Here is a 26,296-nt window from a genome sequence, read left to right on the forward strand (position 1 = left end):
CGTCGACGATCAGTCCGCGTCGTCGACGATTTCGTAGCTTCGCTCGCCCAGTTCGTCCTCCTCGAAGACGAACACGCGACCGTTCGTCACGCCGTAGTCGACGTCGACTTCCGTCCGCATCTGATGGTCGCGGACGGTGACGCCCGGGAACAGCTCGTCTTCCTCGCCGTCCTCTAAGATGACGCGGCCGACGCCGGTCGTCTCCAGGATGTCGTCGTGGGTCCTGAGATCGTTGACGTAGACGAGGACGCCCGCGGTCTCCGACTGGTCGGTGACGAGGACGTGCGTGTCCTTCCCCGGCGGGGTCCGAACGCTCCCCTCGACTTTCGTGGGGACGCCGCGGTAGAACGCCTGCCGGCCGTCGAGGTACTCCACGACGATGCCGTCCTCGGTCAGCTCGACCGAGACGGTGTCCGGCGCGATGTCCGAGCGGTTGCTCATACCCACCGTTCCGGCGGCGCGCTCAAAAGTGCCGCGTTGTCGACCCCGCCCGCCGCACCGCGCCGACCGGACGCCGACGGCGCGCTGGGCTACCGCAGATGGTAAATAGGTCCGCGCGGGAGTACAGGGCGATGGAAGGGAAGGCAGCGGCACCGGCGGCGGGGACGGTCCTCAACGCGCTCGCGACCCACCGCGGCTCGGCGTTCGCGATTGACGAGTACACGACGGCGACCGTGGAGTTGACGACCGAGACCGAGGGCGTCACCGGCGAGGTAGCCGGCGCGCCGGACGCCGACACGCGGCTCATCGAGCGCTGCGTCGAGTACGTCATCGACGCCCACGGCGGCCCGCAACACGTCGGCGTTCCGTCGGTCTCCGGCGGCCACGTCCGGACCGAGAGCGACGTTCCGATGGCGTCGGGCCTGAAGAGTTCCAGCGCGGCCGCCAACGCCACCGTCATGGCCACGCTCGACGCGCTCGACGCGACCGACCGGATGAGCCGCGAGGACATGGCCCGCCTCGGCGTCATGGCGGCCCGCGACGTGGGCGTCACCGCCACCGGCGCGTTCGACGACGCCTCCGCCTCGATGCTCGGCGGCGTCACCGTCACCGACAACGACGACGACACCGTTCTCGCCCGCGAGACGGTCGACTGGGACGTGCTCGTCTGGACGCCCCCCGAGCGGTCGTTCAGCGCGGACGCCGATATGAACCGGTGCCGACTGGTGGCCCCCGTCGCCCGCCTCGTCGAGGACCTCGCGCTCGACGGCGACTACCAGCGCGCGATGACGGTCAACGGACTGGCCTTCTGCGCCGCGCTCGGCTTCGACTCCGACCCGGTGCTCGACGCGCTCCCCCACGTCGAGGGCGTCTCGCTCTCGGGGACCGGCCCGTCCTTCACCGCCGTCGGCGACCGGGAGGCGCTCGAAGCCGTCAGGGACGCCTGGGACGACCGCCCGGGCCGGACGCTGCTGACAACGACACAGACCGAGGGAACACAGACAGCATGAGCCAGAACCCGAACCCCGAAGACATGTCGCTCGACGAACTGCGCGACGAGATCCGCACCATCGACCGCGAGATCGTCGAGAAGATCGCCCAGCGCACCTACGTCGCCGACACCATCGCACAGGTAAAAGACGAACAGGGCCTCCCGACCACCGACGAACAACAGGAGCAGGCCGTCATGGACCGCGCCGGCGACAACGCCGAGCAGTTCGACGTCGACGCCAACCTCGTGAAGGCCATCTTCCGCCTGCTGATCGAGTTGAACAAGGTGGAGCAGCGAGAGAGTCGATAGTCGGAAGGTAGGTCGATAGAGGGGCTCTAACTGCGTATTAGTGATGGGCGAGTCGATTCTCGACGCCCCCGTGCGAATTTCCAGGCCCGATGAGCAGCCGGAAGATTCGACGCAAGCCTGTTGCACACGCTGCCACGACGACCGCTTCATGCAGAATACCGAATTCATCACACAACGACCGGTTATCGTAACGCACAGAGGATACACCTAACAGGCTTTACCCGTCGAGCGAGAACGTACGGTATCTTGCGCGAGTTCGTCTTCACAGTCGAATACGAGAAGGGGGCTGACGAGGTGATGGACCTCTTCATCGAACACGGGGACTTGTACGCCCGGTCGATGGAAATCAATGCAACCAGCGAGGCAGTGTGGGGAATCGACAAAGTCGTCGGCCCGACTACTGTCCTCGACGAGCTCGACGACCGGCTAGAACGCGTTGTCAGTGATCCGAATACGACTGGGATGTGTGGTGCGCCCGTGACCGAGTACGAGTACACGATCCTCTCGTCGAACCCAGAGTCACGGAAGATCCACTCGCTTCGCCGGGAAGGCGACGGCCCGCGGTCGATCCCGCTTGTCGCCGCGAACCACGTCGGCGAGGGGCTGATAATGCGATCGGAGCGTCGTGGCGATCAATTCCGATGGCGCTTACTTATTGACGAGCCCGTCGCAGCGATCCACGAGAAAGTCCGTGAGAACCTTCGGGAGGGACTGTCGCTGACCGTCGAACGGCTCGGAACACCGCCGTGTTTGCTCGAAGACGGACGCGTCCAGCAAACCCTCACGCCCGAACAGAAGTCGGCACTCGAGGCTGCGATCGAACGCGGGTACTACGAGGAGCCACGGCAGCAGTCGGTCACCGAGATTGCCGCCGACGTCGGCGTGTCGCGTTCGACGTTCCAGTACCGCCTCAATCGGGCTGAAGCGTGGTTGGCACAGCAGTTCGCCGCGGATTCACTCGATGTCGACCTCGACGTGGATCTCGACCCCGAGGATATCGAGTTCATTCAGTGAGCGAGCGCGTCGAACGCCGCGTGGGTTGGAATATGTCGAAGTAAATCCCACCCCGATGGCTCACGTAGATAGTCTCGTATGTCAACGACAACTGGAACCAGCGTTCGACTGATTCGTAACGCAACCATCCTCGTGGACGTTGGTGACACGACGGTTCTCGTCGATCCGATGTTCACACCACAGGGCGAGATGCCGACGGTGACGGATAACCCGGCAGTTCCTGAATTCCTCACGACGGCGAACCAGAAACGGAACCCACTCGTCCCGCTGCCCGACGTCGACCTCTCGTACGACGCCGTGGTCGTCACGCACCGCCACCCTGACCACTGGGACGAGGCGGCCAGAGCGGAACTCGACGCAGACGTGCCGCTGTTCTGTCAGCCCGAGGAAGCGGACGAGTTCACAGACGAGGGCTTCACTGACGTTCGGCCCGTCGACGACCAGACGTCGTTCGACGGTCTCACCATTTACCGGACACCGGGTCAGCACGGGCACGGCGAACTTGCCGAGGGGATGGCTCCGGTCTCGGGCTTCGTCTTCGAGGGTGACGAGACGGTTTACGTCGCGGGCGACACGATCTGGTACGAGCCGGTCGAGGAAACGCTCGACCGATTCGATCCGGATATGGTCGTCCTCAACGGCGGCGAAGCGCAGTTCGAGCAGGGAGAACCAATCACTATGGGCGTCGAGGACATTTCCGCCGTCCGAGAGGCCACCGATGCCCAAATCGCCGTCGTCCACATGGAAGCGATCAACCACTGCTTGCTGTCGCGCGAGGAACTGCAGGCGGAGACGGAGGGCGTACACGTTCCAGAAGACGGGGAGCAGGTCAGCCTGTAACGCGAGAGCGGTCGTTTGACCGAGGGTACGACTTTAGAACCCGTTCTTTCGGGTTCGACACGGCACGTTTCTCCAGCATTAGCGAAGTGAGATTGCCGGCTTCGGTCACACTGCTACAAATGGGTTATTCGGATACCGACAAAGTACATGCAAGCGTGTTACGTGAGTTATTGACCTGAACAAGGTGGAGCAGCGCGAGAACCCTGACCATCGACCCACGGCTCGGGAATCTTTACTTCACACCGGTACGTATCCTTGTTGACACATGGCTTCGATACTCGTCTGCTACGGCACCGGAGAGGGACAGACCGCGAAAGTGGCCGACCGCATCGCCGAGGTCATCGACGAGCGCGGCCACAGCGTGACGACCGTCGACGCCGCTGACCCGCCCGCCGACCTGGCCGTCGGGCAATTCGACGCCGTCGCCGTCGGCGCGTCGATCCACATGGGCGCACACCAGGACTCGGTCCGCGAGTTCGTCACGGAGTACCGGGCGGCGCTGTCCGATCGCCCGACCGCTTTCTTCCAGCTCTCGATGTCGTCGGCGACGGACGACGAAGAGCGCCGGGCCGAAGCGGCGGGCTACGTCGAGTCCTTCCTCGACTCGACCGGCTGGCACCCCGACCGTATCGGCCTGTTCGGCGGTGCGCTTCGCTACTCGGAGTACGGCTTCCTCAAGCGCCTGATAATGAAACGCATCGCCGCCGAAGCGACCGGCGACGTCGACACCGACCGGGACTACGAGTACACCGACTGGCACGAGGTCGAGGCCTTCGCCGCCGACTTCGCGGCCTTCGTCGAGGGGCGCCTCGGGGTGGCCGTCCCGGAATCGAGCGACGACGCGCCCTGACGGAGACGCCGGGTCCAGAACTGTCTCAGTACGTCCAGAGCCGACTGATGCGGTCCTTGATCTCTGGGTTCGCCTCGCGCAATGCCGGTACGTCCGTCTCGCCGTCGACGTTGATGACCTGGACCTCGCCCCGACGCTCCGAGTACACGTCCTGGAAGTCGTAGACGACGCCGACCACGGCCACGTCGTCGGGGACGTCGTCGCTCTCGCGGAGGAACTCGACCTGTCGGTCCACGTTGTACTCGACCAGCCGATTGATCGCGCTCGCTCGGCCCACATCGGTCGGCAGCGCCGCGACGCCTGGCGCGAGAGTGTCCTTCAGGAGGCCGATGCAATGCTCGATTCCGGCCGGCTCGTCCAGCCCGTCCGTGAGGTCGTCGTACGTGGCCGTCACCGCGCCACAGCCGGTGTGACCGACGACGATGGCGAGTTCGGTCCCGGTGTGTTCGATGGGATAGAGCACGTCGCCCGACACCGCCGTTCCCGCGGCGGTTCGCTGGACGACGCGGTTTCCGATGTTACCGCACGTGAACAGCCGACCCGGCTCTTCGTTTCCCCAGATCTGGTCCTGCAACACCCGCGAGTCCGAGCAACAGATCGTCACGGCGTCGGGCGCTTGGGACTCCTGAACGTCGTCGAACCGGTCACGGTACTCATCGGCATGAGTCGCGTTCGCCGCCAAGAGGTCCCGAAGCAGTTCGCTCATGCACCACATCTCACACGTAGGGTAGTAAACGTGTTCGACAGCGGCATAGTCCACGTCGACGTGACAACCGACGGCGGTCGGCCCTCGGCACGACCGATAGTAGCCATTGAAAAATCACGCGCACCCGGTCGCACGACGACAGCGCGATCGGTGTGTAAACCGTTTCAATCGGTACTATGGAGGTGGCCGTGCTTCCGCAGGTGGCGGCGAGCCACCTGCCGCGGGTCCTTGCCGTCGAGCGCGTCCGGGCGAACTCGACGCGCACGTCGTCGTAGGGCCGAATGAGAGTCGGGGGCGAGCCCTACCCGCCGAGGAACCGCTCGCGGACCTCCTGGTCGTTGAGCAGTTCCGTGCCGGGCCCCTCGTAAGCGTTCTCGCCGTTGACGAGGACGTAGCCCCTGTCACACCGCCGGAGCGCTTCCTTGGCGTTCTGCTCGACCATGAGGATGGCCGTTCCGGCGTCGTTGATTTCGTCGATCTTGTCGAACATGTCCACCACGAGGTCCGGGGCGAGACCGGCGGACGGTTCGTCGAGCAGGAGCACGTCGGGGTCGACCATCAGCGCACACCCCATGGCGATCATCTGCTGTTGCCCGCCGCTCATCGTGCCCGCTCGCTGCATCTGGCGCTCTTCGAGGATCGGGAAGCGGTCGAGGACCTCCCGAAGGCGGTCCTCGGGCACCTCCTCGAGGCTGTAGGCCCCCATCAGGAGGTTCTCGCGGACCGTCATCGTCGAGAAGAGGTTGTCCGACTGCGGGACGTAGCTGACGCCCTTGCTGACGACGGTGTTGGTGTCAGTGCCGGCGATGTCCTCCCCGTTGAGGGCGATGGACCCGTCCATGTAGGTGGTCAGTCCGAGGACAGACTTCATCGCGGTGGACTTTCCCGCGCCGTTCGGACCGACGATAGTGACGTACTCGCCCTCGCCGACGGTCATGTCCACGTCGGTGAGGATCTGGAGGTCACCGTAGCCGGCGTCCAGCCCCCGTATTTCGAGGACGCTCACACGTCCACCTCCCCGAGGTAGGCCTCGATGACGCGGTCGTCGGTCTGTACCTCCTCGGGGGTGCCCGTCGTGAGCACCTCACCGCGGTGTAACACGATGACGCGGTCGCAGTGGTTCATTATCATCTCGATGTCGTGCTCGACGAACAGGAACGAGTAGCCCTGCGCCTCCAGGTCGTGGATCCGGTCGAGGATCTTCTCTTCCAGCGTGGGATTGACCCCGGCGAGCGGTTCGTCGAGCAACACCATCTCGGGGTCAGTCAGGAGCGCTCTGGCCAGTTCCAGCAGTTTCCGCTGGCCGCCCGAGAGGTTCCCGGCCGGTTCGTCGAGCAGATGGTCGAGTTCGAAGAACTCCGCCATCTCCAGTGCGCGCTCGCGGACCGACAGTTCGTCGTCGACGAACGCGTCGCCCCGGAGCCACGCGCCCGAGAGACGCTCGCCGCTCTGGTCCGGCGGCGCGAGCAGGAGGTTCTCGAGGACCGTCATCTCCGAGAGTTCCCGGGGGATCTGGAAGGTCCGGACCATGCCGCTCTTGGCGACGGCGGCGGGCCGCGACCCCGTGATGTCGGCCCCCTGGAACGTTATCGAGCCGACCTCCGGCGTGTAGAACCCGGTCAGGCAGTTGAAGAACGTCGTCTTCCCGGCCCCGTTCGGACCGATGAGTCCCGTGATCCCCGACCCGACGGAGAGGTCGACGCCGTCGAGGGCGACGATGCCGCCGAAGTGCTTCTCGAGGTCTTCGACGGCGAGGATGGTCTCTTCCGGCGACGGTGCGACGGAGCTGTCCTCAGACATCGTCGCTCCCTCCCGTGGCGCTTCCCGGCAGGTCGATGTCGTAGTCCTGCTCGCCGAGCAGTCCCTGCGGTCGGTAGTAGAGGATGACGATGAGGATGGCGCCGATGAGGATGAGCCGGGCCGCGGCCAACTGGATCGAGTACTGCGATGGGACGTCGATGAACCGCGTCCCGTTACGGATCGCCCAGAACACCGTCGTCCCGAGGATGACGCCCTTGTTGTTCGCGGTGCCGCCGATGATGACGGCGGTGAACGCGAAGAACGTGATGGTCGACGCGAACTGGTCCGGCGAGACGAAGCCGATGTTGACGGCCCACAGCGCACCGGCCGCACCGGCCAGCGCCGACCCGAACATCAGGCCCTGCATCTTGTACTGGAAGGTCTCCTTGCCGAGCGCCTGGGGCACGTCCTCGTCCTCGCGGATGGCCCGCAGGACGCGGCCGTACGGACTGTTGATCGTCCGTTCGACCCAGTGGTAGCCACCGGCGAGGAAGCCGACGGCGAGGATCAGGACGAAGCGGTCGTAGTCCAGTCCGCCGTTTGGCCCTGCGGTGGGGTCGAACAGCCACAGGACGTTCTTCGTGAGTTCGACGGTCCCGCCGTCGATGGCGGGCATCACGAAGTACCACAGGCTGACCAGACCGACGCTGACCGCCATCGCGATTCGGCCGGTGCGACCGGCCTCCCGGAACCGGTTGACGAGCCAGTAAGCGACGTAGGCGAAGACGGCCACCGAGAGGAGGCCGAAGACGGCCATGTTCACGGTGAAACTCCCCAGACTGAGGGGGAACACGTCGACGAGCGGCTTGTGGATGCCGCTGATGCCGTAGGGGCCGTTGAACAGCCAGTCTTCGTCCTTGACGACGGTGTTGAGGATGGTCGCGATTCCGAGCGCCGTGATCGCGAGGTAGTCCTCGCGCAGTCTGAGCGTCGGAACCCCGACTGCGAGCGAGACGAGTGCGGCGGCGACCATGCCGCCGACGACGCCGAGGACCCAGCCGAACAGGCTCCCCAGCGGACCGAGGGCGGCGAACAGGCCCGGCAGGTCGAACCCGCCGATACCGCCGTACGTCGCCGCGTCCGCCGGGAGCGTCAACACCACCGTGACGTACGCCCCGACCATGAAGTAGGCCACGTGGCCGAAGTCGATCAGCCCCGTGAACCCGAACTTGAGGTTCAGTCCGATGCCGAACAGGCTGTAGATGGCGATGAACGTCACCAGCGTGATGAGGAAGTCAGCGACCGCCATCAGACGTCACCCCACAGTCCCTCGGGTTTGATCATCAACACCCCAATGAGGATGAGGAAGGCGACTGCGATCCGATAGGTCGCAAAGTGCGACGGGAGCAGGTAGACGCTCACGTCCATGCTGACGCCGATGATCATCGCTCCGGCGACGGCTCCGTACGGCGACGAGATGCCGCCGAGGATGACCGCGGCGAATATCGGCAACAGCAGCGTAAACCCCATGTTCGGCGTGAGGTTCGTGGCGAACCAGCCGGTGAGGACGCCCGCGAGCGCGGCGAGCATGCTTGCGATCACCCAGACGAGCAACTGCACGCGGTCGGCGTCGACGCCGCGGACCTCGGCGAGGTCCATGTTGTCGGCGGTCGCTCGCATCGCTCGCCCGAACTTCGTCGTCTTCAGCGCGACGTTCAGCGCGAACATCGCTGCCAGGACCACGCCGACGATGGTGAGGTGCTTGATGCTCAGGCCGATGCGCGTCGCGACGATCGGGTCGGTGCCCTGCGGTGCTAACTGGATCAGCGCGCCCAGGACGATGGCGGTCGCGATGGCCACCGCAGTGCCGAGTATCTTCGGCGGGACGAGATACACCGTGTCGAATCCCTCCTCCCGGCGGTAGGCACGGAACACGCCGTACCCGACGGCAGTCGCGAGGATCAGGCCGCCGGCGAGGAGCCACCACGGGTATCCCCACAGGCCTGTCGTGACCACGTCGCCAGCTTGGCGCTGGGTCGTCCTGACCGTCATCCCGGCGCCGGTCACCAGGAAGTCGAAGTTCGTGTTCGAGACGCTCGCGCTCTCGTAACGGATGTTCTTCGACCCGACGAGGAACAGCACCACGTTTCGCAAGACGAGCGCGAGCCCGAGCGAGACGATGACCATCGTGATGATGTCGGCGTCTTTCTGCCGGAACTTCCGGAAGATGGTCAGTTCGTAGGCCGCGCCGAGGGCCCCGGCGAGGACGACGCCGACGATAGCCGCCGCCGGAAGCGGGGCCGAGCCGAAGGCCGGCAGGAACGGTATCTCGGCGGGGTTGTTGAACACCAGCGCGAGGTACGCGCCGATGGTGATCATGTCGCCGTGTGCGAAGTTCGGGACCTCGGCGATGTTGTAGATGAGCGAGAGTCCGAGCGCCCCGCCGGCGATGATAGATCCGGTTATCAGGCCCTGGACGATCGCGTCAAGCAGTCCGGCGTCTACCATGACTCTCACCTCCGATTCCGCTGTCGAGACTGTCGTGTGTCGAGTTGTCGAGTTTCATCGTGATCTCCGAGCGAGTGTCACGGCGGCGACGACTGCGAGCGCGTTGAGCGCGCCGAGCAGAACGAACGCCCCGTCGTACCCCCCCGTCACGTCCCGCACCGCGCCGGTGATCGGGGGAAAGGCGAGGGCCGCGACGTTTCCGAGCGCGACGACCGTCGCCAGCGCCGTGCCCTCCGCGTTCGTGGCGCTGGCGGCGACGTTGTAGACGGCGCCGAACGGCACGGACACCGCGAGCATGACGACGAACGGGAGGCCGACGAGCAGTAGCCCGGAAGAGCCCCCGGCGAGCAGGAGAAATCCGGCGAAGGCGACGCCGGTCGAACCGCCGATGACGCCCTCGTCGTCGAGGGGCAACCAGAAGACGGCGCTGCCACCGAGCCCTCGGCCGACTGACGCCGTGCCCAGCACCAGCGCGTTCAGCGGACCGAGGACCCCGAGTTCCTCGAAGTAGGCCGTCACGAACGTCGAGAGGGTCATGTACGAGCTGATGATCGCAACGTAACACAGCGACGCCAGCAACACCCGTCGGTCGGTCACGACCGAGAGCGGCGACACGTCGGGTTCCGTGCTCGTCGGTGCCGTCCGTCGATCCGAACGGTGGAGCCAGAGCGCGCCGAAGGCCGGCACGGCCAGCAGCGCGCCGAGCGCGTGGACGCCGGCTCCGGCAGTCACCGTCACGAACTGGGGCGCCGCGAGGAATCCCGTGGCGCCGCCTAAGGTTAGCATTCCGCCGTAGAACCCCTGTTGACGACTCGCGGTCGTCCCCTCGTAGAGCCGGGCGACGTGGGTCGCACCGACGCTGAGCAACACGCCCGCCGCGACGCCCCAGAGGAACCGGAGTCCGAGCAGCGTCCCGTAGGTCGGCGCGAAGTCGAGCGTCAGCGCCAGCACGGCTTGTGTGGCCGTCGTCCACAGTAACAGCCGGGTCGACGTGGTCCGCTCGACCAGCCGACTCGCGGGCCACTGGACCAGGACGAACGGCAGCAACGTCGCGGACATCAGCAGGCCGAACGCCGCGTAGTCGATACCGTACCGTCCCAGGAAGTACGCCGGGACGCCGGCGTAGCCGAACATGACGTACCCCATCCCGAACACCGCGAGGTGCGGTGCGGCGCGCAACCCCCACGGGGCGCGGGACTCGGTCATCCGTCATCTGGACCCCCGTCGGGCGTCGAGGCGGCCGACGCCGGCCCCGTCTCGGCCTCGTAGCCGTAGGCCTCGCGAGCCGCCTCGGGCGTTATCTTCCCCAGTTCGATGTCGCGTTCGATAGCGTCGGGGTCCCGGTCGGCGGGGTCGCCGTAGCCACCGGCTCCGGGAGTCCGAATGCTGACGATGGTCTCCGGCGGAAGCTGGTGCGTGGATTTCTGTGGCAACCGCACCTCCTCGCCGTCCGGGTCGATGCGCAGGGCGCTCCCCGACTCGCCGTCCGCTCCCCCAGCAAGGCCGTACGGCTGGTGGATGTGGCGGTCGGCGAGCAGGCTGAACGTGGCCTCGTGGCCCCGGACCTGGATATCTCGCCTGAGGCCCAGCCCGCCGCGGAACTCGCCCGCACCGCCCGAGTCGGGGCGAAGCTGGTAGCGGGTCACCCGGATGGGATAGGCCGTCTCCAGGACTTCGGCGGGCGTGTTCATCGTGTTCGACATGTGGACGTGGACGCCGTCGATGCCGTCCTTGCCCGACCGGCCGCCGAAGCCGCCGCCCTGCGTCTCGTAGAAGGCGTACGGCGAGTCGTCGCGCGGATCGGTGCCGCCGAACGTGATGTTGTTCATCGTCCCCTGCGAGCCGGCGAGGACTCGCTCCGGGACGACGTCGCCGAACGCTCCCAGTACCACGTCGGTGACTCGCTGGGACGTTTCGAGGTTCCCCCCGACCACCGCGGCGGGCGGTTCGGGGTTGACGATGGTCCCCTCCGGCGCGGTGATCTCTATCGGCCGGTAGCAGCCGTGGTTCGGCGGGATATCGGGGTCAGTGACACAGCGGACCGCGTAGTAAGTCGCCGACGCCGTGACCGCGAAGACGGCGTTGATCGGGCCGTCTGTCTGTGGCGCGGTTCCGGTGAAGTCGACGTGGACCTCGTCCCCGTCGACGGTGACCGCCGCCTCGATAGGTAGGTCCGTGTTCCCGGCCCCGTCGTCGTCGAGGACGTCCGCGAACTCGAAGGTGCCGTCCGGGAGCGACTCGATCTCGCTGCGCATCCGGCGCTCGGAGTAGTCCTTGATCTCCTCCAGTGCGGCTTCGAGTTGCCCGCTGCCGTACTTCGAGGCGAGTTCGGTGAACCGCCGTTTCCCGGTCTCGTTTGCGGCCTCCTGTGCGCGCAGGTCGCCCCGTCGCTCGTCCGGGGTCCTGACGTTCGAGAGGATCATGTCGAAGATGTCGTCGTTGGGCTCGCCGCCCTCGAACAGCTTCACGGGCGGGATACGCAGCCCCTCCTGATAGATTTCGGTTGAGTCGGCGGAGACGCTCCCGGCGTGGGAGCCGCCGATGTCGGCGTGGTGCGCCCGATTGGCCGCGAAGGCGATCAGGTCGCCGTCGTGGTACACCGGCGTCACGAGCGTCAGGTCCGGCAGGTGTGCGCCCCCGTAGAATGGATCGTTCAGCAAGACCGCGTCGCCCGGCGACAGCGTCTCCGGCGGGAAGCGGTCGATGGCCGCCTCCACCGAAAACGGCATCGCGCCGAGGTGGACCGGCATGTTCTCCGCCTGGGAGATCATCTCGGCGTCCGCGTCGAACATCGCGCACGAGCAGTCCCGCCGCTCCTTGATGTTCGGCGAGTAGCCGGTGCGGATGAGGTTGGCGTTCATCTCCTCGCACACCGCGATTGCGGCGTTGCGCGTCACTTCCAGCGTGACCGAATCGACGTCTCGTGTCATCGGTTCACCTCCACGATCAGGCTGCCGTACTCGTCGACCTCGGCGCGCTGACCGGGTCGCACCACCACGGTGCTCTCCTCGCCCTCGACGACGGCCGGTCCGTCGAAGGCGGCCCCCGTCGGGAGGCCGTCCCGGTCGTAGACCCTGGTGTCGTACCGCCGCTCGTCGAAGCGCACCTCGCGGGTGTCTGCGACGGCGTCCTCGACGCTGCCGCCCGCGTCGGCCGGTCGCAGGTCCGGCGTCTCCACGACGCCCCGCGCCCGCGTCCGCAGCGTCACGAGCTCGATCGGTTCGTCCTCGTAGGCGTGGCCGTAGCGCTGGCGGTGCTTCTGGTGGAACCGGTCCCGGATCGCCGACTTCGCGTCCGCGTCGATGTCGCCGGTCGGGACGGGGACGGAGAGTTCGAACGACTGGCCGACGTAGCGCAGGTCGACCGAGCGCTCGAACTGCATCTGTCCCGCGGGGAGGTCCTCCGCGTCGAGGCGGTCACGCCCAGTGGCGACGAACTCGTCGAACTCGCGCTGGAGGGCCGCCGGCGAGACGTCCGCCCACCTGCGCACGCGCGACGCGCTGTAATCGTAGAGGATGTCGCTGATCAGGAGGCCGAGCGCGGAGAGGACCCCCGCGGTCCGGGGTACGACGATCCGTGGAATGTCGAGTTCCGCCGCGAGCGTCGCCGCGTGCAGCGGTCCGGCCCCGCCGAAGGCCACCAGACCGAAGTCGCGCGGGTCGTAGCCACGCTCGACGGAGACCACGCGCAACGCGCGCTCCATGTTCGCGTTCGCGACGTTGAGGACGCCCTGTGCGGCCTCCTCGACGGAGACGCCCAGCGGGTCGGCGAGTTGCGCCTCGAAGGCGCGCTCGACGTCGGCGACTTCCACGTCGAGTTCGCCCGAGAGGAAGGACTCGGGGTTCAGGCGGCCAAGCAACAGGTGCGCGTCGGTGATCGTCGGCCGCTCCCCGCCGCGGCCGTAGCTGATCGGGCCGGGGTCTGCCCCGGCCGACTTCGGCCCGACGCGGAGCGCGTCGCCCTCGTCGATCCACGCGATGGAACCGCCCCCGGCCCCGACCGTGTGGATGTCGATCATCGGGACGTTCACCGGGTAGTCACCGACTTCGACGTCGGTGGCGACCAGCGGGTCGCCGCCCTCCACGAGCGAGACGTCACAGGACGTCCCGCCCATGTCCATCGTCACCAGGTCCTCCGTGCCGGCCAGTCCGGCGACGTACGTCGCGCCCTGGACGCCGGCGGCCGGACCGGAGAGCAGGGTGTTGACTGGCTGTTCCCGGGCGGCGTCTGCGGTGATGATGCCGCCGTTCGACTGCATGATCTTCAGTTCGGCGCTGATCCCCGCGTCCTCGATGCGCGATTCGAGGGTGCCGATGTAGCGGTCCATCACCGGCTTCAGGGAGGCGTTCAGCGACGTGGTCAGCGTCCGCTCGTACTCGCGGATCTCCGGGAGGACGGAACTGGACAGCGAGTAGCTGGCGTCCACCCCTTCGTCTTCGAGCAGTTCCGCGACCCGGCGCTCGTGGTCGTCGTTCTCGAAGGAGAACAGCAGGCTGATCGCGACGCTGTCGACATCGGCCGCGGACAGGTCTCCCGCGAGGTCACGGACCGCCGCCTCGTCGAGTTCGCGCCTCACCTCGCCGCGCTCGTCCAGTCGCTCGGGGACGGTGTAGCGGCGGTGTCGCTCGACGACGGGCGTCGGCTTCTCCGACTGGAAATCGTAGATGTCCGGCCGCGCCTGGCGGCCGATCTCGAGTGCGTCGCGGAACCCCTCGGTGGTGACCAGCGCGGTGTCGGCCCACTCGCCCTCGAGGACGGCGTTCGTCGCGACCGTCGTTCCGTGCGCGAGGAAGCCGACGTCTCCGAACCGGAGCCCTTCGAGCTCGTGGAGCTTCTCCAGTCCGTTGATCACGCCCGTCTCGGGCGTCGCTGGCGTCGACGGCGTCTTCGTCACGTCGACGACCCCGTCGCTGATCGTCACGAGGTCGGTGAAGGTGCCACCGATGTCGACACCGACGCGCGTTTCAGCGTCGTCCATCTGTCATCCCTCGATAGGCGATACTGCTCGGCTGCTGGTTCGTGCGTTGACAACTTCTCATAGTAGCTTCTAGCAGCGCTGGTGCCCGCCACGGCACGAGGGCCGCGTCGGGTTGCGATTCCGGCTTCCGACGCCTTCAGATCAGCTCGTTCGCCGGGATGGTCCGCTGGTCGGTGAACGACCCGTCCTCCACTTTGACGACGGCCATGTCGCTGGCGACGTCGCCGTTGGAGTCGTAGTTGACGGTGCCGCTCGGGCCGGAGTAGTCGATGGCGGAACCGCCGTCGATCTTGCTCACCCCGTCGGCGAACTGGCCGTAACTGACCGCCATGCCGTCCGGGTTCGAGACGGCCCGCATGCTCTCCTTGACCGCGCCGGAGTCGGTGGTTCCCGCGTGGTGGACCGCAAGCGCGTACGACAGCAGCGCGTCGTAGGAGTTCCACGAGTACGGCGAGAACAGGTCGGCGTCCGGATACGCCGAGGCGTAGTCGCTCTTGAAGGACTCCGTCGCGTCGCCCGTCGGCGGTTTCGTGCGCACACCGTACATCCCGTTGAGGACGTCGGACCCGACGTTGTTCAGGAAGTCGTTCGAGAGCAGACTGGTGTGCAGGACCCAGTTGCCTCCGTAGCCCTCCTCGTTCCACTGGCTGAGGATGGTCGTCCCGCTCTCGGGGTAGCCCGCGAGCGCGACGAACTCGGGGTCGTCGGCGTACAGTTCCGAGAGGACCTGCTGGTACGACGACTGGCCGGATTCGTAGCCGACTTTCGCCGTCGTGGTGCCGGTGAAGGACTCCTCGAAGGTGTTCGCCAGCGCCTTTCCGAAGTCGTTGTTGATGTGCAGGACGGCCGCCTTCTCGACGTCCTGGTTCTGGATGATCTGGGCCATCACCTTCGCGACGAAGCGGTCGTTGGTCCGGGTGCGAAACACCAGATCGTTGTCGTCGAGCGTGCTGATCGTCGGCGACGATGACGCGGACGTGATGTGCAACGTCTCGTTCGGAATCGTCACCGACGAGGCGATACTGATCGTCACGCCGCTGGAGACGGCACCGATTATCGAGGAGACGTTCTGGGTGTTGATCAGCGAGTTGGCCGCATTGACCCCCGCCGTCGAGTTGGTCTCGGAGTCCTCGTCGTGGAGTCTGATCTCGCGACCGAGGGGACCACCGGCCGCGTTGATGTCTTTGGCAGCCATCTGGAGCGCATTCAGCATCGGTTCACCGAAGTCACTCAGGTCGCCGCTGAACGGAATGACGACGCCGACGTCGATCGGTTCGCTGCTCTCGGAGTCGCCGCCGTCTCCCCCGCTGTCGGTCGATCCGGAACTTCCGTCACCGCCGCCTCCCCCGTCACCGCCGTCGCTCCCGCCGCTCCCGTCGCCACCGTCACCCTGTAACTCTTCCTGACTCGAACAGCCTGCCAGACCACCGGCGGCGATCAGGCCGGTCGCGCGGAGAAACCGCCGTCTGTTAAGCCGTTCGATAAATTTGTTATCACCAGACATGGTACGTTCAATTGACCATGATAGAGTATTATATACGTTGTTGTTAACGTCTCACACGTGAGAATACGGGATCCGCTGTCGTGTGAGATCGTATGATCACTGCATACGATTGCGTAAATCGTGCAGAAAACGATAGAGACGGCCCGTTTCGTTCTCCGCGCGATGTGCGATTGTGGAGACGGTGCAAAACGAGGAAGTTCGTCAGTCTCTCGACCCGTTATCGTGTTCGGTAATCAACACTTTGGTCAGTCCCTCCTCGATGTCGATGTCGAACGGGAGATCCACGGTGCTGCGCTCGATGAAGCGGGTCATGAACCAGCGGATGTGGTCGGACGGGAACACCACGTGATAGCGGTTCTCGTCGCTCCGGCGGACGCTGAGGAAGCCACAGAGCGAGAGCCACTCCAGTAGTTCGTCCAGCGTCTCGAACTCGCCGTCGTACTCGCGGGCGTGGTAGTCTGAGACCCTGTCGGCGCTCTCGAGGAACTCCGGGTCGGGCGTCCCGCTGCCGTCGGAGACGAAGTCCAGAAAGCAGTGGAGGAAGTCCACGTCCAGCAGCACGTGCTCTCCGCCGGAGAGCATCTTGTGATAGTCGCCCAGTTTCGTCCCGGCGTCTGTCGTCGCCGCCTGGAAGTTCGCCGCGTAGAACGTCAGCGCCCGCCGGAACAGTTCGCTCTGGCCGTGCCCGGTCCGTTCCGTGAGGTCTTCGAGCGCCTCCTTCGCGTCTTCGTCAAGTGATACCGTGGCTCTGTCCATAGTCATACGCAGTTGCACACGTTCGATACGTCTATACCTCACGGTCGTTCGGTCGACTGGTCTAGAGCGCTCCAGCGACGGTTTCAGACCACAGAAGCGACGTTCTAGTCAGTCACTCGTCGCCGGTTGCGCGTTCAGTCGGTGTACCAGTACGCCCAGAGGATCAACACGCCCTGCAGGGGCAACCTGCTCCAGCGGGCCAGTACGGAGGGGTCGCCGCCACCGGGCGCCCCCTTCAATGGTCACCATGGACACGGCCATGTAGACGTTCGCGGGAAAGATCGCGACGAGTAAGGCGATCGTCGCCCACGCGGCGAGCGACCGCGTCCGTGGCACCAGCAGGCCGACCCCGACAGCGATTTCGGCGAGGCCGGAGAGATACACCAGCGCGAGCGGTGCGGGCAAAACCGGCGGCACGATCTGGACGTACAGCGCCGGGACGACGAAGTGCAAGCCTCCTGCGACGATGTACAGAACCGCCATCAGGTAGCACAACGGCCGCTTGAACGGCGTCAGGGCGACACGCATCTGTCACTAGTGACGGCGACCAGCAGAAAGCAAGTTGCGATTCGGGGTGGCGCTCTCAGACGGTGTGTGGGTATTGACGGCGTCTGTCGCCTGACCTGCCTCGCTGGGCGACACCTCCGACCGTCGTCGGTGACTGGGCAGCGTTGGTTCGGCTGATCGATGATCTCGCCGCAGAACTCACAGATGAGGGGCAACTCCTCAGAGGAGCGACGGTCGAGACTCACTGCGACCACCTCGTGCTGGCCGCTCTGGAGTGGTGAAGCGAAAGCGGCGAAATAGGCCGCTGTACTTATATAGTGTATGGGGTCGGAGGGATTTGAACCCCCGATCGGCTGATATCTCCGTCCTGCGCCTCGGAACTCCAGAGGGTCATCGTCGCGAACCGATGATCAGTCGGCCGCTCAGTATATCAGCCCTTGGAGTGTCGTCCCAGGCGCGTGGCCTCTGGAGTCAGCCGCCTTCCCGGACTAGGCCACGACCCCGCACTCCGGCGTAAGCCGACTCGCATTAAAGGGATTTCGATTGCCGGACGGCGATCAGTCGCGGTCGGTCTCTGCCCAGTCGCACTCCTGGCACTTGTAGCCGGTGACGAACTCGAGCGCGGAGGGCATGTACCCGACGGTGATGACGTTCTCGCCGCACTCGGGGCAGTCTCGGTCGGCGTCTTCGATTGGTTCTGCGTCCATGACGGAGTCGCCTTCGATGAGTTCGGCGAGGCTTTCGGGGGTCTGCATCCGCCCCTGGACCACGCGGTTGTCGCTCATACCGGAGGACCGGTCCTGACGGGCCTAAAGCTTCTCCCTCAGAGCCACGGCGCGCGTTCCTCGTCGGGTTCGTAGTCGACGGCGGCTCCTTCGTCGGTGTGCTCGGCGGCGGCGACGCCCTGTGACGCTCCGCCGTCGGAGAACGCGGCGGTGAGGTCGACGGCGTCCGGCCGGTACTCGCTGTGGCGCTGTCGGACGTTCTGGGGGTCGAACGACAGCAGCGCCGTGACCGCGAGGACGGCGAGAGCGACCGGCGCGTCGGTGGGCATCACGCCAAGGACCGAGAGCGCGAGCACGCCGAGCGCGACGGCGCTGCCGAACCGGAAGCGGTCGATGTCGACGGCGTTGCGGAGCCAGGGGCTCGCGAGCGCGACGGCGAGCGCGAACGCGACGCCGACGCCGGCGGTGGCCGCGGCCCGGAGCAAGACGCCGGGTTCGAGGGTCGCGACGAACGTCGCGCCTGCGGGGTCGACGCTCGCCAGCAGGCCGAGAGCGACGATGACCGCCGGTCGGGGCAGGTACTCGCCGATGCGGGCGCTGGCGGTCTGGGCCGCGATCGCGAGGATGACGATGCCGGCGAAGCGCTCGAGGACGGCCAGTTCGACGAGGCCCGCGATAGTCGGTGCGAGCGCGGCTTCGACGAGGGCGATCGGCAGCAGGATTGCGCCGATGAGGAGGACGGAACGCGCCTGCTGTCGGGGGCCGCCTTCGAGTTCGGCGAGGACGACGGCGACGGTGGCGGATCCGCCGAAGACGAGGAGTCCGACTTCGAGGACGCCGGTCCAGGTCGAGAGCGCGCCGGCGAGGACGAGGACCGGGAAGATACCGTCGACTAACGGTAGTCCCATCACGGTGGCCAGCAGGCGGCCGCCGCGGCCGACCCGCTGCTCGATGTCGAGGGCGATCGGATGTCTGGAGGTACTCATGTCGTGTTACGCCAGCACGTGTCCCGACTCCCGTCGGAGGGTTCTCGCGCTGTCCTGGCGTACACGACGGGCCGCGAACCAGAACCGTTTCCCGAACCCCGCGAACGTTGTGTTGCCCGACGCCGTGGCGGTCGTCGTCTGGCGGACACTCCCGTTGCACGCGGGTTCGGTGAGACGCATATCTGTAATTATCCTTCATTCGCACATAATCGTTGCGTGAGAGTCGACCACACGGAACACGATAATTCAGGCTTCTCACCCCATCTCTGGACGAACGTCTCACCTCTGCGTGCATATCGACACGAATGGCCCGAAACAGCGGCTGCCGTGGACGGCCAGTTCTCGGCAGGGGTGTGCCAGCAGGCACCACGTAGCGGCGAGTCTCGCAACGTTTTTGCCGGGCCGTCGTGGACGATTTACATGGCGAACGATTCCGAGCCCTTCTCCGAGAAGCTCCGTGTACCGGAGGCGTTGACCTTCGACGACGTGCTCCTGCGACCGAAGGAGTCCCGCGTCGAACCGGACGAGGCGGACACGGCCACGCGCGTCTCGAAGTCGGTCGAGCTGACCGTGCCCGTGCTCTCGGCGGCGATGGACACCGTCACCGAGAGCGATATGGCCATCGCGATGGCGCGACAGGGCGGTCTCGGCGTCCTCCACCGCAACATGGACGCCGACGAGATGGCGACCGAGATCGAGCGGGTCAAACGCGCCGACGAGCTCATCATCCGCGACGTCGTCACGGCCAGTCCGAGCCAGACCGTCCGCGAGGTCGACGAGATGATGGAGCGCGAAGGCGTCTCCGGCGCACCGGTCGTTGCCGACGACAGCGAGGAAGTGCTGGGTATCATCTCCGGGACGGACATCCGGCCGTACCTGGAAGTCGGCGAAGACGACGCCGTCACCGACGCGATGACCGACGAGGTCGTCACCGCACCCGAGGACGTGACACCCCGCGAGGCGCTCGAACTGATGTACGACCACAAGATCGAGCGCGTCCCGATCATCGACGACGAGAACCGACTCGTCGGACTGGTCACCATGCAGGGCATCCTCCAGCGCCGTGAGTACGACCAGGCCGCTCGCGACCACGACGGCGCGCTGCGCTGTGGCGCGGCCGTGGGGCCGTTCGAGGTCGAGCGCGCGCAGACGGCAGACGAGGCCGGCGTCGACGTGCTGTTCATCGACTGCGCGCACGCCCACAACGCGAACGTCATCGACAGCGCCCGCGAGATCAAAGCGGAAGTCGAGGCCGACGTGGTCGTCGGTAACATCGGGACCCGCGAGGCCGCCGAGGCCGTCGTCGACTTCGCCGACGGCGTGAAGGTCGGCATCGGCCCGGGTTCGATCTGTACGACCCGCGTCGTCACGGGTTCGGGAATGCCCCAGATCACCGCCGTCGCGCAGGTCGCCGACGTGGCGAGCCGGCACGACGTGCCCGTCATCGCCGACGGCGGCATCCGCTACTCCGGCGACGCGATCAAGGCCATCGCCGCCGGCGCGGACGCGGTCATGCTCGGCTCGTACTTCGCCGGCACGGACGAGGCACCGGGCCGCGTCATCACGATGAACGGCAAGAAGTACAAGCAGTACCGCGGCATGGGCAGCGTCGGCGCGATGAACGAGGGCGGCGGCGAGCGCTACCTCAAGGACGACGAGGAGGGCGAGGAGTACGTCCCCGAGGGCGTCGAGGCGGCGACGCCGTACAAGGGCTCGCTCCAGTCCGAACTCCACCAGCTCGTCGGCGGCATGCAGTCCGGGATGGGCTACGTCGGCGCGGCCACGATTCCCGAGTTCAAAGAGCGCGCGGAGTTCGTCCGCGTCTCCGCAGCCGGCCAGCAAGAGAGTCACCCCCACGACGTGATGATCACCGACGAAGCGCCCAACTACAGCCCCGACAGCTGAGGCTGTTGAGGCGTTCGAGCGCCAGAAACGTCGGAGCAGCCGTTACAGGGCCGTTTCGCAGGCCGGACTACACGCCTCTTTCTCGGCCGCGTTCGAGTCCGGATACGCTTTGAACGATTCGCCGCAGTTGGCACAGTCGAACGTATCGAAGTCGGACATGACACCGGGCGGTATCTTCGCCGCGGACTAAATTATTGTGGACAGCGGTCCGTCTCAGTCGTAGTACTCCTCGTCCAGCGGAAGGTCCACCGTCGACTCGGTGACGCTCCCGACCGTGGCCGTGAGCGCGAGCGTGTCGCTGCACTCGGGACAGATGACTGCGACGTCGACCATCAGGCTCTCGCCCGATTCGTAGATATCCAGTACGTCGGCGTCCGACGGGTAGAGGAATTCGGCCGACAGTTCGTGTTCGTGGTCGCGAGCGTACTCGTAGGTCATGCGTCCCCCGATACAGACGCCGCTGTGTTGACAGTTTCGGCGGTGGATCGAACGGAAGACACACAGCGTCGGTCGCCGTATCCCCTTCCCATGGGTGACATCACCGTCGAGACAGGATCGTGGAGCGACTTCGAAGAGGCCGCAAGCGAGATTCGAATGACGGTGTTCGTCGAGGAGCAGGGCGTCGCCGCGAGCGAGGAACTGGACGGAAAAGACCCAGACGCGGTGCAGTTTCTCGCCCGCGACGGCGACGACCCGGTCGGGACTGCCCGCCTCCGCTTTCCTGAACCGGAGGTGGGCAAGGCCGAGCGGGTCGCGGTTCGGGAGTCCGCCCGCGGCGCCGGCGTCGGCGCGGCCCTGATGCGGGCCGTCGAGGAGGCCGCTCGCGAGAACGAGGCCGAAAGCGTCGTCCTGCATGCACAGACCCGCGTCGAGGGTTTTTACCGGAATCTGGGCTACGAGACTGACGGCAGCGAGTTCGAGGAGGCAGGGATTCCTCACGTCGAGATGCGCAAGCCACTGGACGGCTGAGCTGCGGGCAACCCAGACGCCATCGACTGGTGTCCGGTTCGAGTAGGGCAACAGCACCGGCTGATCGACGCGTCGCGCTCGAAGAGTCAATCGGTTGGAGGGACGGTTCGCGAGCTATTCCCGGACGACCAGGTACACCACGACGACGAGCACGCCTGGGATTAGGCCGATGAAGAAGCCGAGGGCGGTGAGCACCCCCCACAGCACGGCCTTGTCGTCGCCGCGACCCTTCGCGTCGGAGTACACCCAGTAGGACGCGCCGACCAGTATCGCCAGTCCGATAACGAAGATGAACAGGACGATCAGCAGTTATAGTAGCCATTGAAAGTCAGTGCACACCCGATCGCACGATGGCAGTGCGATCGGGTGTACATCGTTTCAATTGTTACTATAGGCGGCGCCGGGGACCTGTAATGGCGTGAATACCATACATCCGGGCTTCAAGCGCGTCCGGTAAATGCATTCTGGAGCGTCTGACGGTGGAAGGGCGGCGACTCGGGACCACGGGGGCGCTTGCGGCGGCCGGCGGACTGAAGCTCGACGGCCAGTACTTACATCCACCGCGAGACGAATCTCCTGCCAATGAGTGACGAGACCACGATTCCCGTCTCCGAGGCGCTCGTGGAGGAACTCGACCGCCGGAAGGGACCGGAGACGAGCTACGACGACCTGCTCTGGGATCTGCTCGCGAGCGCCGACGCCGAGAGAACGGCTGACGACGACGAACCCGTGAGACGCGGAAACGACCCCGACAGAGAGCAGATCAGGCAGATGGCCGAGGAGATGACGCACGTCGACGCGGCGGACGTGGACGAGATATTCGAGACCGACGACGAGAGCCGCGAGGGGTGAGCCGACCGCGGCGAATCTCGGATAGATGCGGGCCGGAAGGGATTCGAACCACCTGCACGTCGCTCGTTGCCGCTCGCTCGTGCCGTCATGCAAACCCTTCGTAACCGCTCCGCTCTTCACGAACTGTTCGTCGCAGAAGCGGGCCGGAAGGGATTTGAACCACGGTCGGACGTGCTCGCTTCGCTGTGCGCGACCTCCCTGCTTCAACCCCTTCGGCGTTTTCACTGCTCACATTCGTCCGCAGGAAAACGGGCCGGAAGGGATTTGAACCCTCGACCGACGGCTTAAGAGGCCGTCGCTCTGCCAGACTGAGCTACCGGCCCAGTGCACTCAATGCTCTGGACGGCCTGGTAAAATAGGTTTTCATTCTCTCGTCGCCTGTCGGTTTGGACCCAGTTCGCATGCCTATCGCGACCGCTCGGTCGACAGTCAGTTCTCGACGATCTCTCTCGTTCGCTCGGCGTCGATGCCGAACAGGAGGCCGGCCAGGAAGAGCAGTTCGTTGCCCTGGTAGTACCGCTCGATGACGAAGTTCACGAGGCCGATCTCGGGGGCTGCGACGCCGAAGATCACCAGCAGGAGGGCGACGAGCGCGGCGAGACCGGCGACCCACCGGACGACGAGTCCCGAGAGGAAGCCGACGACCAGGACGACGAGGGCGGTGATGAGACTCATCGGTCGCCTCTCGTCGACCGGGAGTCGAACCGTCGGTACCGTGTGAGCATCGCCCTTACGTGCGTCCGACCGGCGTAAATACGTAGCCCCTGATGCCGCCCGGAGACAGAGCGAGCGTCCCGACCGTTTCCGTCTCGGAAGCGCGGCCGTCCCGGATGATTCGGGCCGCGTGTGGACAGACGGACAGGTATGTGGTGCAATGGATGCAATATAAGAGGCTCCAAGCCAACCGATTCAGACACTAATGAGCGCAGCCAGCGGCATCACGATGGCGTCCATGTCGACGTACGCCATCCTCGGGTGTGGGAGCGTCGGCCACGCCGTGGCGGAGGAACTCGTCGAGGAGGGCAAGGACGTCCTCATCCTCGACGCCGACGAGGGGCGAGTCGAGGCGTTACGTGACCAGGACCTCAACGCACAGCAGGCCGACATCGCCGAGATGGACGTCGTCGAGACGGTCGCCGACCGCGACGTCGTTCTCATCATGTCGCCCGACGTGAGTGCCAACGCCGAGGCGGTGCGGAACATCCGCGAGTCCGGCGGCGAGCAGTTCATCGTCGCCCGCGCGGACGACCCGGTCTCGGCCGACGAACTCACCGAACTCGGCGCGGACGTGGTCATCAATCCCTCCGCGGTCATCGCGGACTCGGCCCTGCGGGCCCTCGAAACGGGCGAGCTTGAGTACAAGGCCTCGCAGCTCGGCGACGTGATCGACGGGACCGAAGACCGCATGGGTATCCTCATCCATCGGTCGCCGGACCCGGACTCCATCGCCTCGGCGGCGGCGCTGCGAGCCATCGCCGAGAGCCGCGACGTGGAGGCCGACATCATCTACGAGGGGGAGATCGGCCACCAGGAGAACCGCGCGTTCGTGAACCTCCTCGGCATCGAACTGACCTCGAGCGAGGAAGTGGACTTCGACGCGTACGACACGTTCGCCCTGGTGGACGTGGCCAAGGGCGGCGAACCCGACATCGACGTCGTCGACATCGTCATCGACCACTACGAACACGAGCACGAGTACGACCACGACGCCACGTTCTCGGACATCCGGCCGAACATCTCCGCCACCTCGACCATCCTGACGAAGTACATCCAGGAACTCGACCTCAGCCTCGACCAGAGCGTCGCGACCGCGCTCCTGTACGGCATCCGCGCCGAGACGCTCGACTTCAAGCGCGACACGACGCCCGCGGACCTCACCGCCGCCGCCTACCTCTATCCGTTCGCCGACCACGACACGCTCGAACAGGTCGAATCGCCGTCGATGAGTCCCGAGACGCTCGACGTGCTCGCCGAGGCCATCCGCAACCGCGAGGTCCAGGGCAGTCACCTCGTCTCGAACGCGGGGTTCATCCGCGACCGCGACGCGCTCGCACAGGCCGCACAGCACCTCCTGAACCTCGAAGGCATCACGACCACGGCCGTCTTCGCCATCGCCGACGACACCATCTACCTCGCCGCCCGCTCGAAGGACATCCGGATGAACATCGGGAAGGTCCTCTCGGACGCCTTCGGCGACATGGGCGAGACCGCCGGGCACTCGACGGACGCCAGCGTCGAGATTCCGCTCGGCATCTTCACCGGGCTGGACACGAGCGACGACAATCGCGACACGCTGTTAGAACTCACGGAAGAAGCGGTCAAGCGAAAGCTGTTCGAGGCGATGGGCGTCGACAGTTCGAGCGGCGAGAGTTCGAACGGCAGCTAGGCCGGGACTTCCTCTTCTTCGCCGTCGGTGTCGGGCTGTCGGAGCCGCTCGACGATGTCGCTGACGATGACCACGTCGCCGACGGCCTGAACCCAGCGGTAGGGGATGATGACGCCGCGGGCCTTTCGGACTTCGTCGTCGAACAGTTCCGTGTTGAGCTGGTGGAGCGCCAGCCCCGTGACTTCCTGCCGGTCGAGTTCGAGCCGCAGGTCTTCGACCTCACCCACGAACACGCCGTTTTTCGAGTAGACCTCCCGGCCCACCAGGGCCGTGATCTCCTGTGGTAAATTCTCCGTTCCCATACGCGTCCGGTCGGTCGGGCGGTTTATAAAGTTTCTTTGCTGACCGCTCGTGTCAGCGACGCGACTATCGAGTCGGTCGGAACCATCGGTACTTCGACGTGTCGACAAGTCCATCCCACCGCGCAGAAACGTAGCGTGTGGGTACCGTACCACCCCCACGGGTTCCCCACAGGATAGTACTCTCGATACCGACATATTAATCGACTGGTGAAATTCCCAGGTTTGATACCGTCCACCACAACGCTCATCTCTCTGCTGGCGTACCTGTCGGTATGCCTTCGCTGGTGGTCCACTACGCGTTCGTGGGGCTGCTCGCCGCGACGCTGCTGGGCGCGGCGTTCGACAAGCGCTCGCTCCTGCTGTCCCTCCTGGTCGTGACGTTCCCGGACGTCGACGCGTTCATCGGCCTGTACTTCCAGGTCGGCCATCGGGCCGCGACGACGAACCTCGTCATCCCAGCCGCCATGGCGCTCGTCATCGCCGCGGACCTGTACGTCAGGGAGGAGTCCTATATCAGGGGGCGCTGGGGCGCGTACGGCGTCCGCGTCGCGTGGTTCTCCGTCGTCGTCTACGCGGTGGGACACGTCGTCCTCGACCTCATCACGGGCGGTGCGAACCTCTTCTGGCCGCTGTACGACCAGTTCTATCAGCTGCGCGGTCACCTCGAACTGTCGACCCAGCGCGGCATCGTCCAGACGTTCGTCGACCTCCCGGAACCGCCGTCGACAGGCGGTGCGAGCGGGGGCGGCGGGTCGACGAAGCAGGCGATGGGCAACTCCAGTCAGGTGCAGATGAGCACCGGCGTCGACCCGAACCCGGGACAGACGGAACCGGCGAACGTCGACCGCGTGTTCCCCATCGCCCGGAGCGGGTGGGAACTGGTGGTCCTCGTGGTCGGGACGCTCGCGACGGCCACTCGGCTCGTCGTCGGCCACGACCTGCCGGAGGAGTGAGACGGCCGACAGCCGCCGGGGGAGCGCCGACCCGCCGGCGGGCGCTCGGTTTCGAGTCCTTCATGTAGGCGGTC

28 protein-coding genes, 2 tRNA genes and 1 pseudogene are annotated in these 26,296 nt (G+C 65.9%); 10 read left to right on the forward strand and 21 right to left on the reverse strand.

Annotated elements, in window-relative coordinates; translation table 11 throughout:
* Window positions 1-9 precede the first annotated feature (9 nt).
* Window positions 10-441 (reverse strand): DUF5796 family protein, encoded by a 432-nt coding sequence (locus tag GM656_RS11940; protein WP_162413910.1) that lies wholly within the window; start codon window positions 439-441, stop codon window positions 10-12.
* Between the two features lie 131 nt (window positions 442-572).
* Between GM656_RS11940 and GM656_RS11945 the strand changes: the two genes are divergently transcribed.
* The 5 genes from GM656_RS11945 (at window position 573) to GM656_RS11965 (ending at window position 4,445) form a co-directional block, all read left to right on the forward strand.
* Window positions 573-1,451: a shikimate kinase gene (locus GM656_RS11945; RefSeq protein WP_162413911.1), complete on the forward strand. Its 879-nt coding sequence runs from the start codon at window positions 573-575 to the stop codon at window positions 1,449-1,451.
* A complete protein-coding gene (locus GM656_RS11950; protein WP_162413912.1) occupies window positions 1,448-1,741 on the forward strand; it encodes a chorismate mutase in 294 nt (97 codons plus the stop codon). Before GM656_RS11945 ends, GM656_RS11950 begins: the two co-directional genes overlap by 4 nt.
* A gap of 246 nt (window positions 1,742-1,987) precedes the next feature.
* Window positions 1,988-2,755 carry a helix-turn-helix domain-containing protein gene (locus GM656_RS11955; RefSeq protein ID WP_162413913.1) on the forward strand — a complete coding sequence of 256 codons (768 nt, stop codon included), beginning with the start codon at window positions 1,988-1,990 and terminating at the stop codon, window positions 2,753-2,755.
* A gap of 78 nt (window positions 2,756-2,833) precedes the next feature.
* Entirely contained in the window at window positions 2,834-3,595 is a 762-nt protein-coding gene (locus GM656_RS11960; protein ID WP_162413914.1) for an MBL fold metallo-hydrolase, read from the forward strand.
* A gap of 265 nt (window positions 3,596-3,860) precedes the next feature.
* Window positions 3,861-4,445 (forward strand): flavodoxin domain-containing protein, encoded by a 585-nt coding sequence (locus GM656_RS11965; RefSeq protein WP_162413915.1) that lies wholly within the window; start codon window positions 3,861-3,863, stop codon window positions 4,443-4,445.
* Window positions 4,446-4,470: 25 nt separating this feature from the next.
* On the opposite strand, the gene GM656_RS11970 is transcribed toward GM656_RS11965, so the two are convergent.
* The 15 genes and pseudogenes from GM656_RS11970 to GM656_RS12040 form a co-directional block, all read right to left on the reverse strand.
* Complete coding sequence (locus tag GM656_RS11970) at window positions 4,471-5,151, reverse strand: carbonic anhydrase (protein WP_162413916.1); 681 nt, start codon at window positions 5,149-5,151, stop codon at window positions 4,471-4,473.
* A gap of 301 nt (window positions 5,152-5,452) precedes the next feature.
* The gene (locus GM656_RS11975; RefSeq protein WP_162413917.1) at window positions 5,453-6,157 is read right to left on the reverse strand and encodes an ABC transporter ATP-binding protein; all 705 of its coding nucleotides are present in this window, start codon (window positions 6,155-6,157) and stop codon (window positions 5,453-5,455) included.
* Window positions 6,154-6,951, reverse strand: coding sequence for an ABC transporter ATP-binding protein (locus GM656_RS11980; protein ID WP_162413918.1), 798 nt, complete (start codon window positions 6,949-6,951; stop codon window positions 6,154-6,156). The genes GM656_RS11975 and GM656_RS11980 overlap by 4 nt, the downstream gene beginning before the upstream one ends.
* Window positions 6,944-8,200 carry a branched-chain amino acid ABC transporter permease gene (locus GM656_RS11985; protein ID WP_162413919.1) on the reverse strand — a complete coding sequence of 419 codons (1,257 nt, stop codon included), beginning with the start codon at window positions 8,198-8,200 and terminating at the stop codon, window positions 6,944-6,946. Before GM656_RS11985 ends, GM656_RS11980 begins: the two co-directional genes overlap by 8 nt.
* The gene (locus tag GM656_RS11990; protein ID WP_162413920.1) at window positions 8,200-9,399 is read right to left on the reverse strand and encodes a branched-chain amino acid ABC transporter permease; all 1,200 of its coding nucleotides are present in this window, start codon (window positions 9,397-9,399) and stop codon (window positions 8,200-8,202) included. Before GM656_RS11990 ends, GM656_RS11985 begins: the two co-directional genes overlap by 1 nt.
* A gap of 54 nt (window positions 9,400-9,453) precedes the next feature.
* Window positions 9,454-10,605 carry an MFS transporter gene (locus GM656_RS11995; RefSeq protein WP_162413921.1) on the reverse strand — a complete coding sequence of 384 codons (1,152 nt, stop codon included), beginning with the start codon at window positions 10,603-10,605 and terminating at the stop codon, window positions 9,454-9,456.
* Window positions 10,602-12,329, reverse strand: coding sequence for a hydantoinase B/oxoprolinase family protein (locus GM656_RS12000; RefSeq protein ID WP_162413922.1), 1,728 nt, complete (start codon window positions 12,327-12,329; stop codon window positions 10,602-10,604). Before GM656_RS12000 ends, GM656_RS11995 begins: the two co-directional genes overlap by 4 nt.
* The gene (locus GM656_RS12005; protein WP_162413923.1) at window positions 12,326-14,377 is read right to left on the reverse strand and encodes a hydantoinase/oxoprolinase family protein; all 2,052 of its coding nucleotides are present in this window, start codon (window positions 14,375-14,377) and stop codon (window positions 12,326-12,328) included. Before GM656_RS12005 ends, GM656_RS12000 begins: the two co-directional genes overlap by 4 nt.
* Before the next feature lie 136 nt (window positions 14,378-14,513).
* The gene (locus tag GM656_RS12010; protein ID WP_162413924.1) at window positions 14,514-15,881 is read right to left on the reverse strand and encodes an ABC transporter substrate-binding protein; all 1,368 of its coding nucleotides are present in this window, start codon (window positions 15,879-15,881) and stop codon (window positions 14,514-14,516) included.
* Window positions 15,882-16,082: 201 nt separating this feature from the next.
* Complete coding sequence (locus GM656_RS12015) at window positions 16,083-16,643, reverse strand: ribbon-helix-helix protein, CopG family (protein ID WP_162413925.1); 561 nt, start codon at window positions 16,641-16,643, stop codon at window positions 16,083-16,085.
* Between the two features lie 128 nt (window positions 16,644-16,771).
* Window positions 16,772-17,165: pseudogene (locus GM656_RS12020) on the reverse strand (DoxX family protein).
* Window positions 17,166-17,466: 301 nt separating this feature from the next.
* A tRNA-Trp gene (locus tag GM656_RS12025) sits at window positions 17,467-17,647 on the reverse strand.
* Window positions 17,648-17,701: 54 nt separating this feature from the next.
* Window positions 17,702-17,929 carry a DUF5795 family protein gene (locus GM656_RS12030; RefSeq protein WP_162413926.1) on the reverse strand — a complete coding sequence of 76 codons (228 nt, stop codon included), beginning with the start codon at window positions 17,927-17,929 and terminating at the stop codon, window positions 17,702-17,704.
* Window positions 17,930-17,967: 38 nt separating this feature from the next.
* On the reverse strand, window positions 17,968-18,855 hold the full coding sequence (locus GM656_RS12035; protein WP_162413927.1) for a DUF5794 domain-containing protein: 888 nt from the start codon (window positions 18,853-18,855) through the stop codon (window positions 17,968-17,970).
* Window positions 18,856-18,861: 6 nt separating this feature from the next.
* Window positions 18,862-19,035, reverse strand: coding sequence for a hypothetical protein (locus GM656_RS12040; RefSeq protein ID WP_162413928.1), 174 nt, complete (start codon window positions 19,033-19,035; stop codon window positions 18,862-18,864).
* A gap of 240 nt (window positions 19,036-19,275) precedes the next feature.
* Here GM656_RS12040 and guaB point away from each other — a divergent pair, with 240 nt between their 5' ends.
* A complete protein-coding gene (gene guaB, locus GM656_RS12045) occupies window positions 19,276-20,760 on the forward strand; it encodes an IMP dehydrogenase (RefSeq protein ID WP_162413929.1) in 1,485 nt (494 codons plus the stop codon).
* A 213-nt stretch (window positions 20,761-20,973) separates the two neighbouring features.
* Here guaB and GM656_RS12050 read toward each other — a convergent pair whose 3' ends face one another.
* Window positions 20,974-21,198 (reverse strand): hypothetical protein, encoded by a 225-nt coding sequence (locus tag GM656_RS12050; protein ID WP_162413930.1) that lies wholly within the window; start codon window positions 21,196-21,198, stop codon window positions 20,974-20,976.
* Between the two features lie 90 nt (window positions 21,199-21,288).
* Here GM656_RS12050 and GM656_RS12055 point away from each other — a divergent pair, with 90 nt between their 5' ends.
* On the forward strand, window positions 21,289-21,729 hold the full coding sequence (locus GM656_RS12055; protein WP_162413931.1) for a GNAT family N-acetyltransferase: 441 nt from the start codon (window positions 21,289-21,291) through the stop codon (window positions 21,727-21,729).
* Window positions 21,730-21,843: 114 nt separating this feature from the next.
* On the opposite strand, the gene GM656_RS19525 is transcribed toward GM656_RS12055, so the two are convergent.
* Window positions 21,844-21,975, reverse strand: a complete 132-nt coding sequence (locus GM656_RS19525) for a hypothetical protein (protein ID WP_277815054.1) — start codon at window positions 21,973-21,975, stop codon at window positions 21,844-21,846.
* Between the two features lie 336 nt (window positions 21,976-22,311).
* Between GM656_RS19525 and GM656_RS12065 the strand changes: the two genes are divergently transcribed.
* The gene (locus tag GM656_RS12065) at window positions 22,312-22,581 is read left to right on the forward strand and encodes a hypothetical protein (RefSeq protein WP_162413932.1); all 270 of its coding nucleotides are present in this window, start codon (window positions 22,312-22,314) and stop codon (window positions 22,579-22,581) included.
* Between the two features lie 249 nt (window positions 22,582-22,830).
* Here GM656_RS12065 and GM656_RS12070 read toward each other — a convergent pair.
* Both GM656_RS12070 and GM656_RS12075 read right to left on the reverse strand, forming a co-directional pair.
* Window positions 22,831-22,904 (reverse strand) — tRNA-Lys (locus tag GM656_RS12070).
* A 106-nt stretch (window positions 22,905-23,010) separates the two neighbouring features.
* A complete protein-coding gene (locus tag GM656_RS12075) occupies window positions 23,011-23,256 on the reverse strand; it encodes a hypothetical protein (protein ID WP_162413933.1) in 246 nt (81 codons plus the stop codon).
* Window positions 23,257-23,500: 244 nt separating this feature from the next.
* Here GM656_RS12075 and GM656_RS12080 point away from each other — a divergent pair, with 244 nt between their 5' ends.
* The gene (locus tag GM656_RS12080) at window positions 23,501-24,967 is read left to right on the forward strand and encodes a DHH family phosphoesterase (RefSeq protein ID WP_162413934.1); all 1,467 of its coding nucleotides are present in this window, start codon (window positions 23,501-23,503) and stop codon (window positions 24,965-24,967) included.
* Here the strand turns inward: GM656_RS12080 and GM656_RS12085 are convergent.
* Window positions 24,964-25,269, reverse strand: coding sequence for a PRC-barrel domain-containing protein (locus tag GM656_RS12085; RefSeq protein ID WP_162413935.1), 306 nt, complete (start codon window positions 25,267-25,269; stop codon window positions 24,964-24,966). The genes GM656_RS12080 and GM656_RS12085 overlap by 4 nt on opposite strands.
* A gap of 272 nt (window positions 25,270-25,541) precedes the next feature.
* Here GM656_RS12085 and GM656_RS12090 point away from each other — a divergent pair, with 272 nt between their 5' ends.
* The gene (locus GM656_RS12090) at window positions 25,542-26,222 is read left to right on the forward strand and encodes a metal-dependent hydrolase (protein WP_162413936.1); all 681 of its coding nucleotides are present in this window, start codon (window positions 25,542-25,544) and stop codon (window positions 26,220-26,222) included.
* Window positions 26,223-26,296 lie beyond the last annotated feature (74 nt).

The sequence above is a fragment of the Haloarcula salina genome (assembly GCF_010119195.1).
In the GTDB taxonomy this organism is placed as follows: Archaea; Halobacteriota; Halobacteria; order Halobacteriales; family Haloarculaceae; genus Haloarcula; species Haloarcula salina.

Excerpts from the sequence above, each read along its gene's own strand:
- GM656_RS12065 (WP_162413932.1), top strand. The coding sequence starts at position 22,312 with ATGAGTGACGAGACCACGATTCCCGTCTCCGAGGCGCTCGTGGAGGAA.
- GM656_RS11990 (WP_162413920.1), bottom strand. The coding sequence starts at position 9,399 with ATGGTAGACGCCGGACTGCTTGACGCGATCGTCCAGGGCCTGATAACC.
- GM656_RS11940 (WP_162413910.1), bottom strand. The coding sequence starts at position 441 with ATGAGCAACCGCTCGGACATCGCGCCGGACACCGTCTCGGTCGAGCTG.
- GM656_RS11965 (WP_162413915.1), top strand. The coding sequence starts at position 3,861 with ATGGCTTCGATACTCGTCTGCTACGGCACCGGAGAGGGACAGACCGCG.
- GM656_RS11970 (WP_162413916.1), bottom strand. The coding sequence starts at position 5,151 with ATGAGCGAACTGCTTCGGGACCTCTTGGCGGCGAACGCGACTCATGCC.
- GM656_RS11985 (WP_162413919.1), bottom strand. The coding sequence starts at position 8,200 with ATGGCGGTCGCTGACTTCCTCATCACGCTGGTGACGTTCATCGCCATC.
- GM656_RS12000 (WP_162413922.1), bottom strand. The coding sequence starts at position 12,329 with ATGACACGAGACGTCGATTCGGTCACGCTGGAAGTGACGCGCAACGCC.
- GM656_RS11950 (WP_162413912.1), top strand. The coding sequence starts at position 1,448 with ATGAGCCAGAACCCGAACCCCGAAGACATGTCGCTCGACGAACTGCGC.
- GM656_RS12075 (WP_162413933.1), bottom strand. The coding sequence starts at position 23,256 with ATGAGTCTCATCACCGCCCTCGTCGTCCTGGTCGTCGGCTTCCTCTCG.
- GM656_RS12055 (WP_162413931.1), top strand. The coding sequence starts at position 21,289 with ATGGGTGACATCACCGTCGAGACAGGATCGTGGAGCGACTTCGAAGAG.
- GM656_RS12040 (WP_162413928.1), bottom strand. The coding sequence starts at position 19,035 with ATGCGTCTCACCGAACCCGCGTGCAACGGGAGTGTCCGCCAGACGACG.
- GM656_RS12050 (WP_162413930.1), bottom strand. The coding sequence starts at position 21,198 with ATGACCTACGAGTACGCTCGCGACCACGAACACGAACTGTCGGCCGAA.
- GM656_RS11945 (WP_162413911.1), top strand. The coding sequence starts at position 573 with ATGGAAGGGAAGGCAGCGGCACCGGCGGCGGGGACGGTCCTCAACGCG.
- GM656_RS12010 (WP_162413924.1), bottom strand. The coding sequence starts at position 15,881 with ATGTCTGGTGATAACAAATTTATCGAACGGCTTAACAGACGGCGGTTT.
- GM656_RS11980 (WP_162413918.1), bottom strand. The coding sequence starts at position 6,951 with ATGTCTGAGGACAGCTCCGTCGCACCGTCGCCGGAAGAGACCATCCTC.
- GM656_RS12035 (WP_162413927.1), bottom strand. The coding sequence starts at position 18,855 with ATGAGTACCTCCAGACATCCGATCGCCCTCGACATCGAGCAGCGGGTC.
- GM656_RS12030 (WP_162413926.1), bottom strand. The coding sequence starts at position 17,929 with ATGAGCGACAACCGCGTGGTCCAGGGGCGGATGCAGACCCCCGAAAGC.
- GM656_RS11995 (WP_162413921.1), bottom strand. The coding sequence starts at position 10,605 with ATGACCGAGTCCCGCGCCCCGTGGGGGTTGCGCGCCGCACCGCACCTC.
- GM656_RS12085 (WP_162413935.1), bottom strand. The coding sequence starts at position 25,269 with ATGGGAACGGAGAATTTACCACAGGAGATCACGGCCCTGGTGGGCCGG.
- GM656_RS11960 (WP_162413914.1), top strand. The coding sequence starts at position 2,834 with ATGTCAACGACAACTGGAACCAGCGTTCGACTGATTCGTAACGCAACC.
- GM656_RS12005 (WP_162413923.1), bottom strand. The coding sequence starts at position 14,377 with ATGGACGACGCTGAAACGCGCGTCGGTGTCGACATCGGTGGCACCTTC.
- GM656_RS12015 (WP_162413925.1), bottom strand. The coding sequence starts at position 16,643 with ATGACTATGGACAGAGCCACGGTATCACTTGACGAAGACGCGAAGGAG.
- GM656_RS12090 (WP_162413936.1), top strand. The coding sequence starts at position 25,542 with ATGCCTTCGCTGGTGGTCCACTACGCGTTCGTGGGGCTGCTCGCCGCG.
- GM656_RS12080 (WP_162413934.1), top strand. The coding sequence starts at position 23,501 with ATGAGCGCAGCCAGCGGCATCACGATGGCGTCCATGTCGACGTACGCC.
- guaB (WP_162413929.1), top strand. The coding sequence starts at position 19,276 with ATGGCGAACGATTCCGAGCCCTTCTCCGAGAAGCTCCGTGTACCGGAG.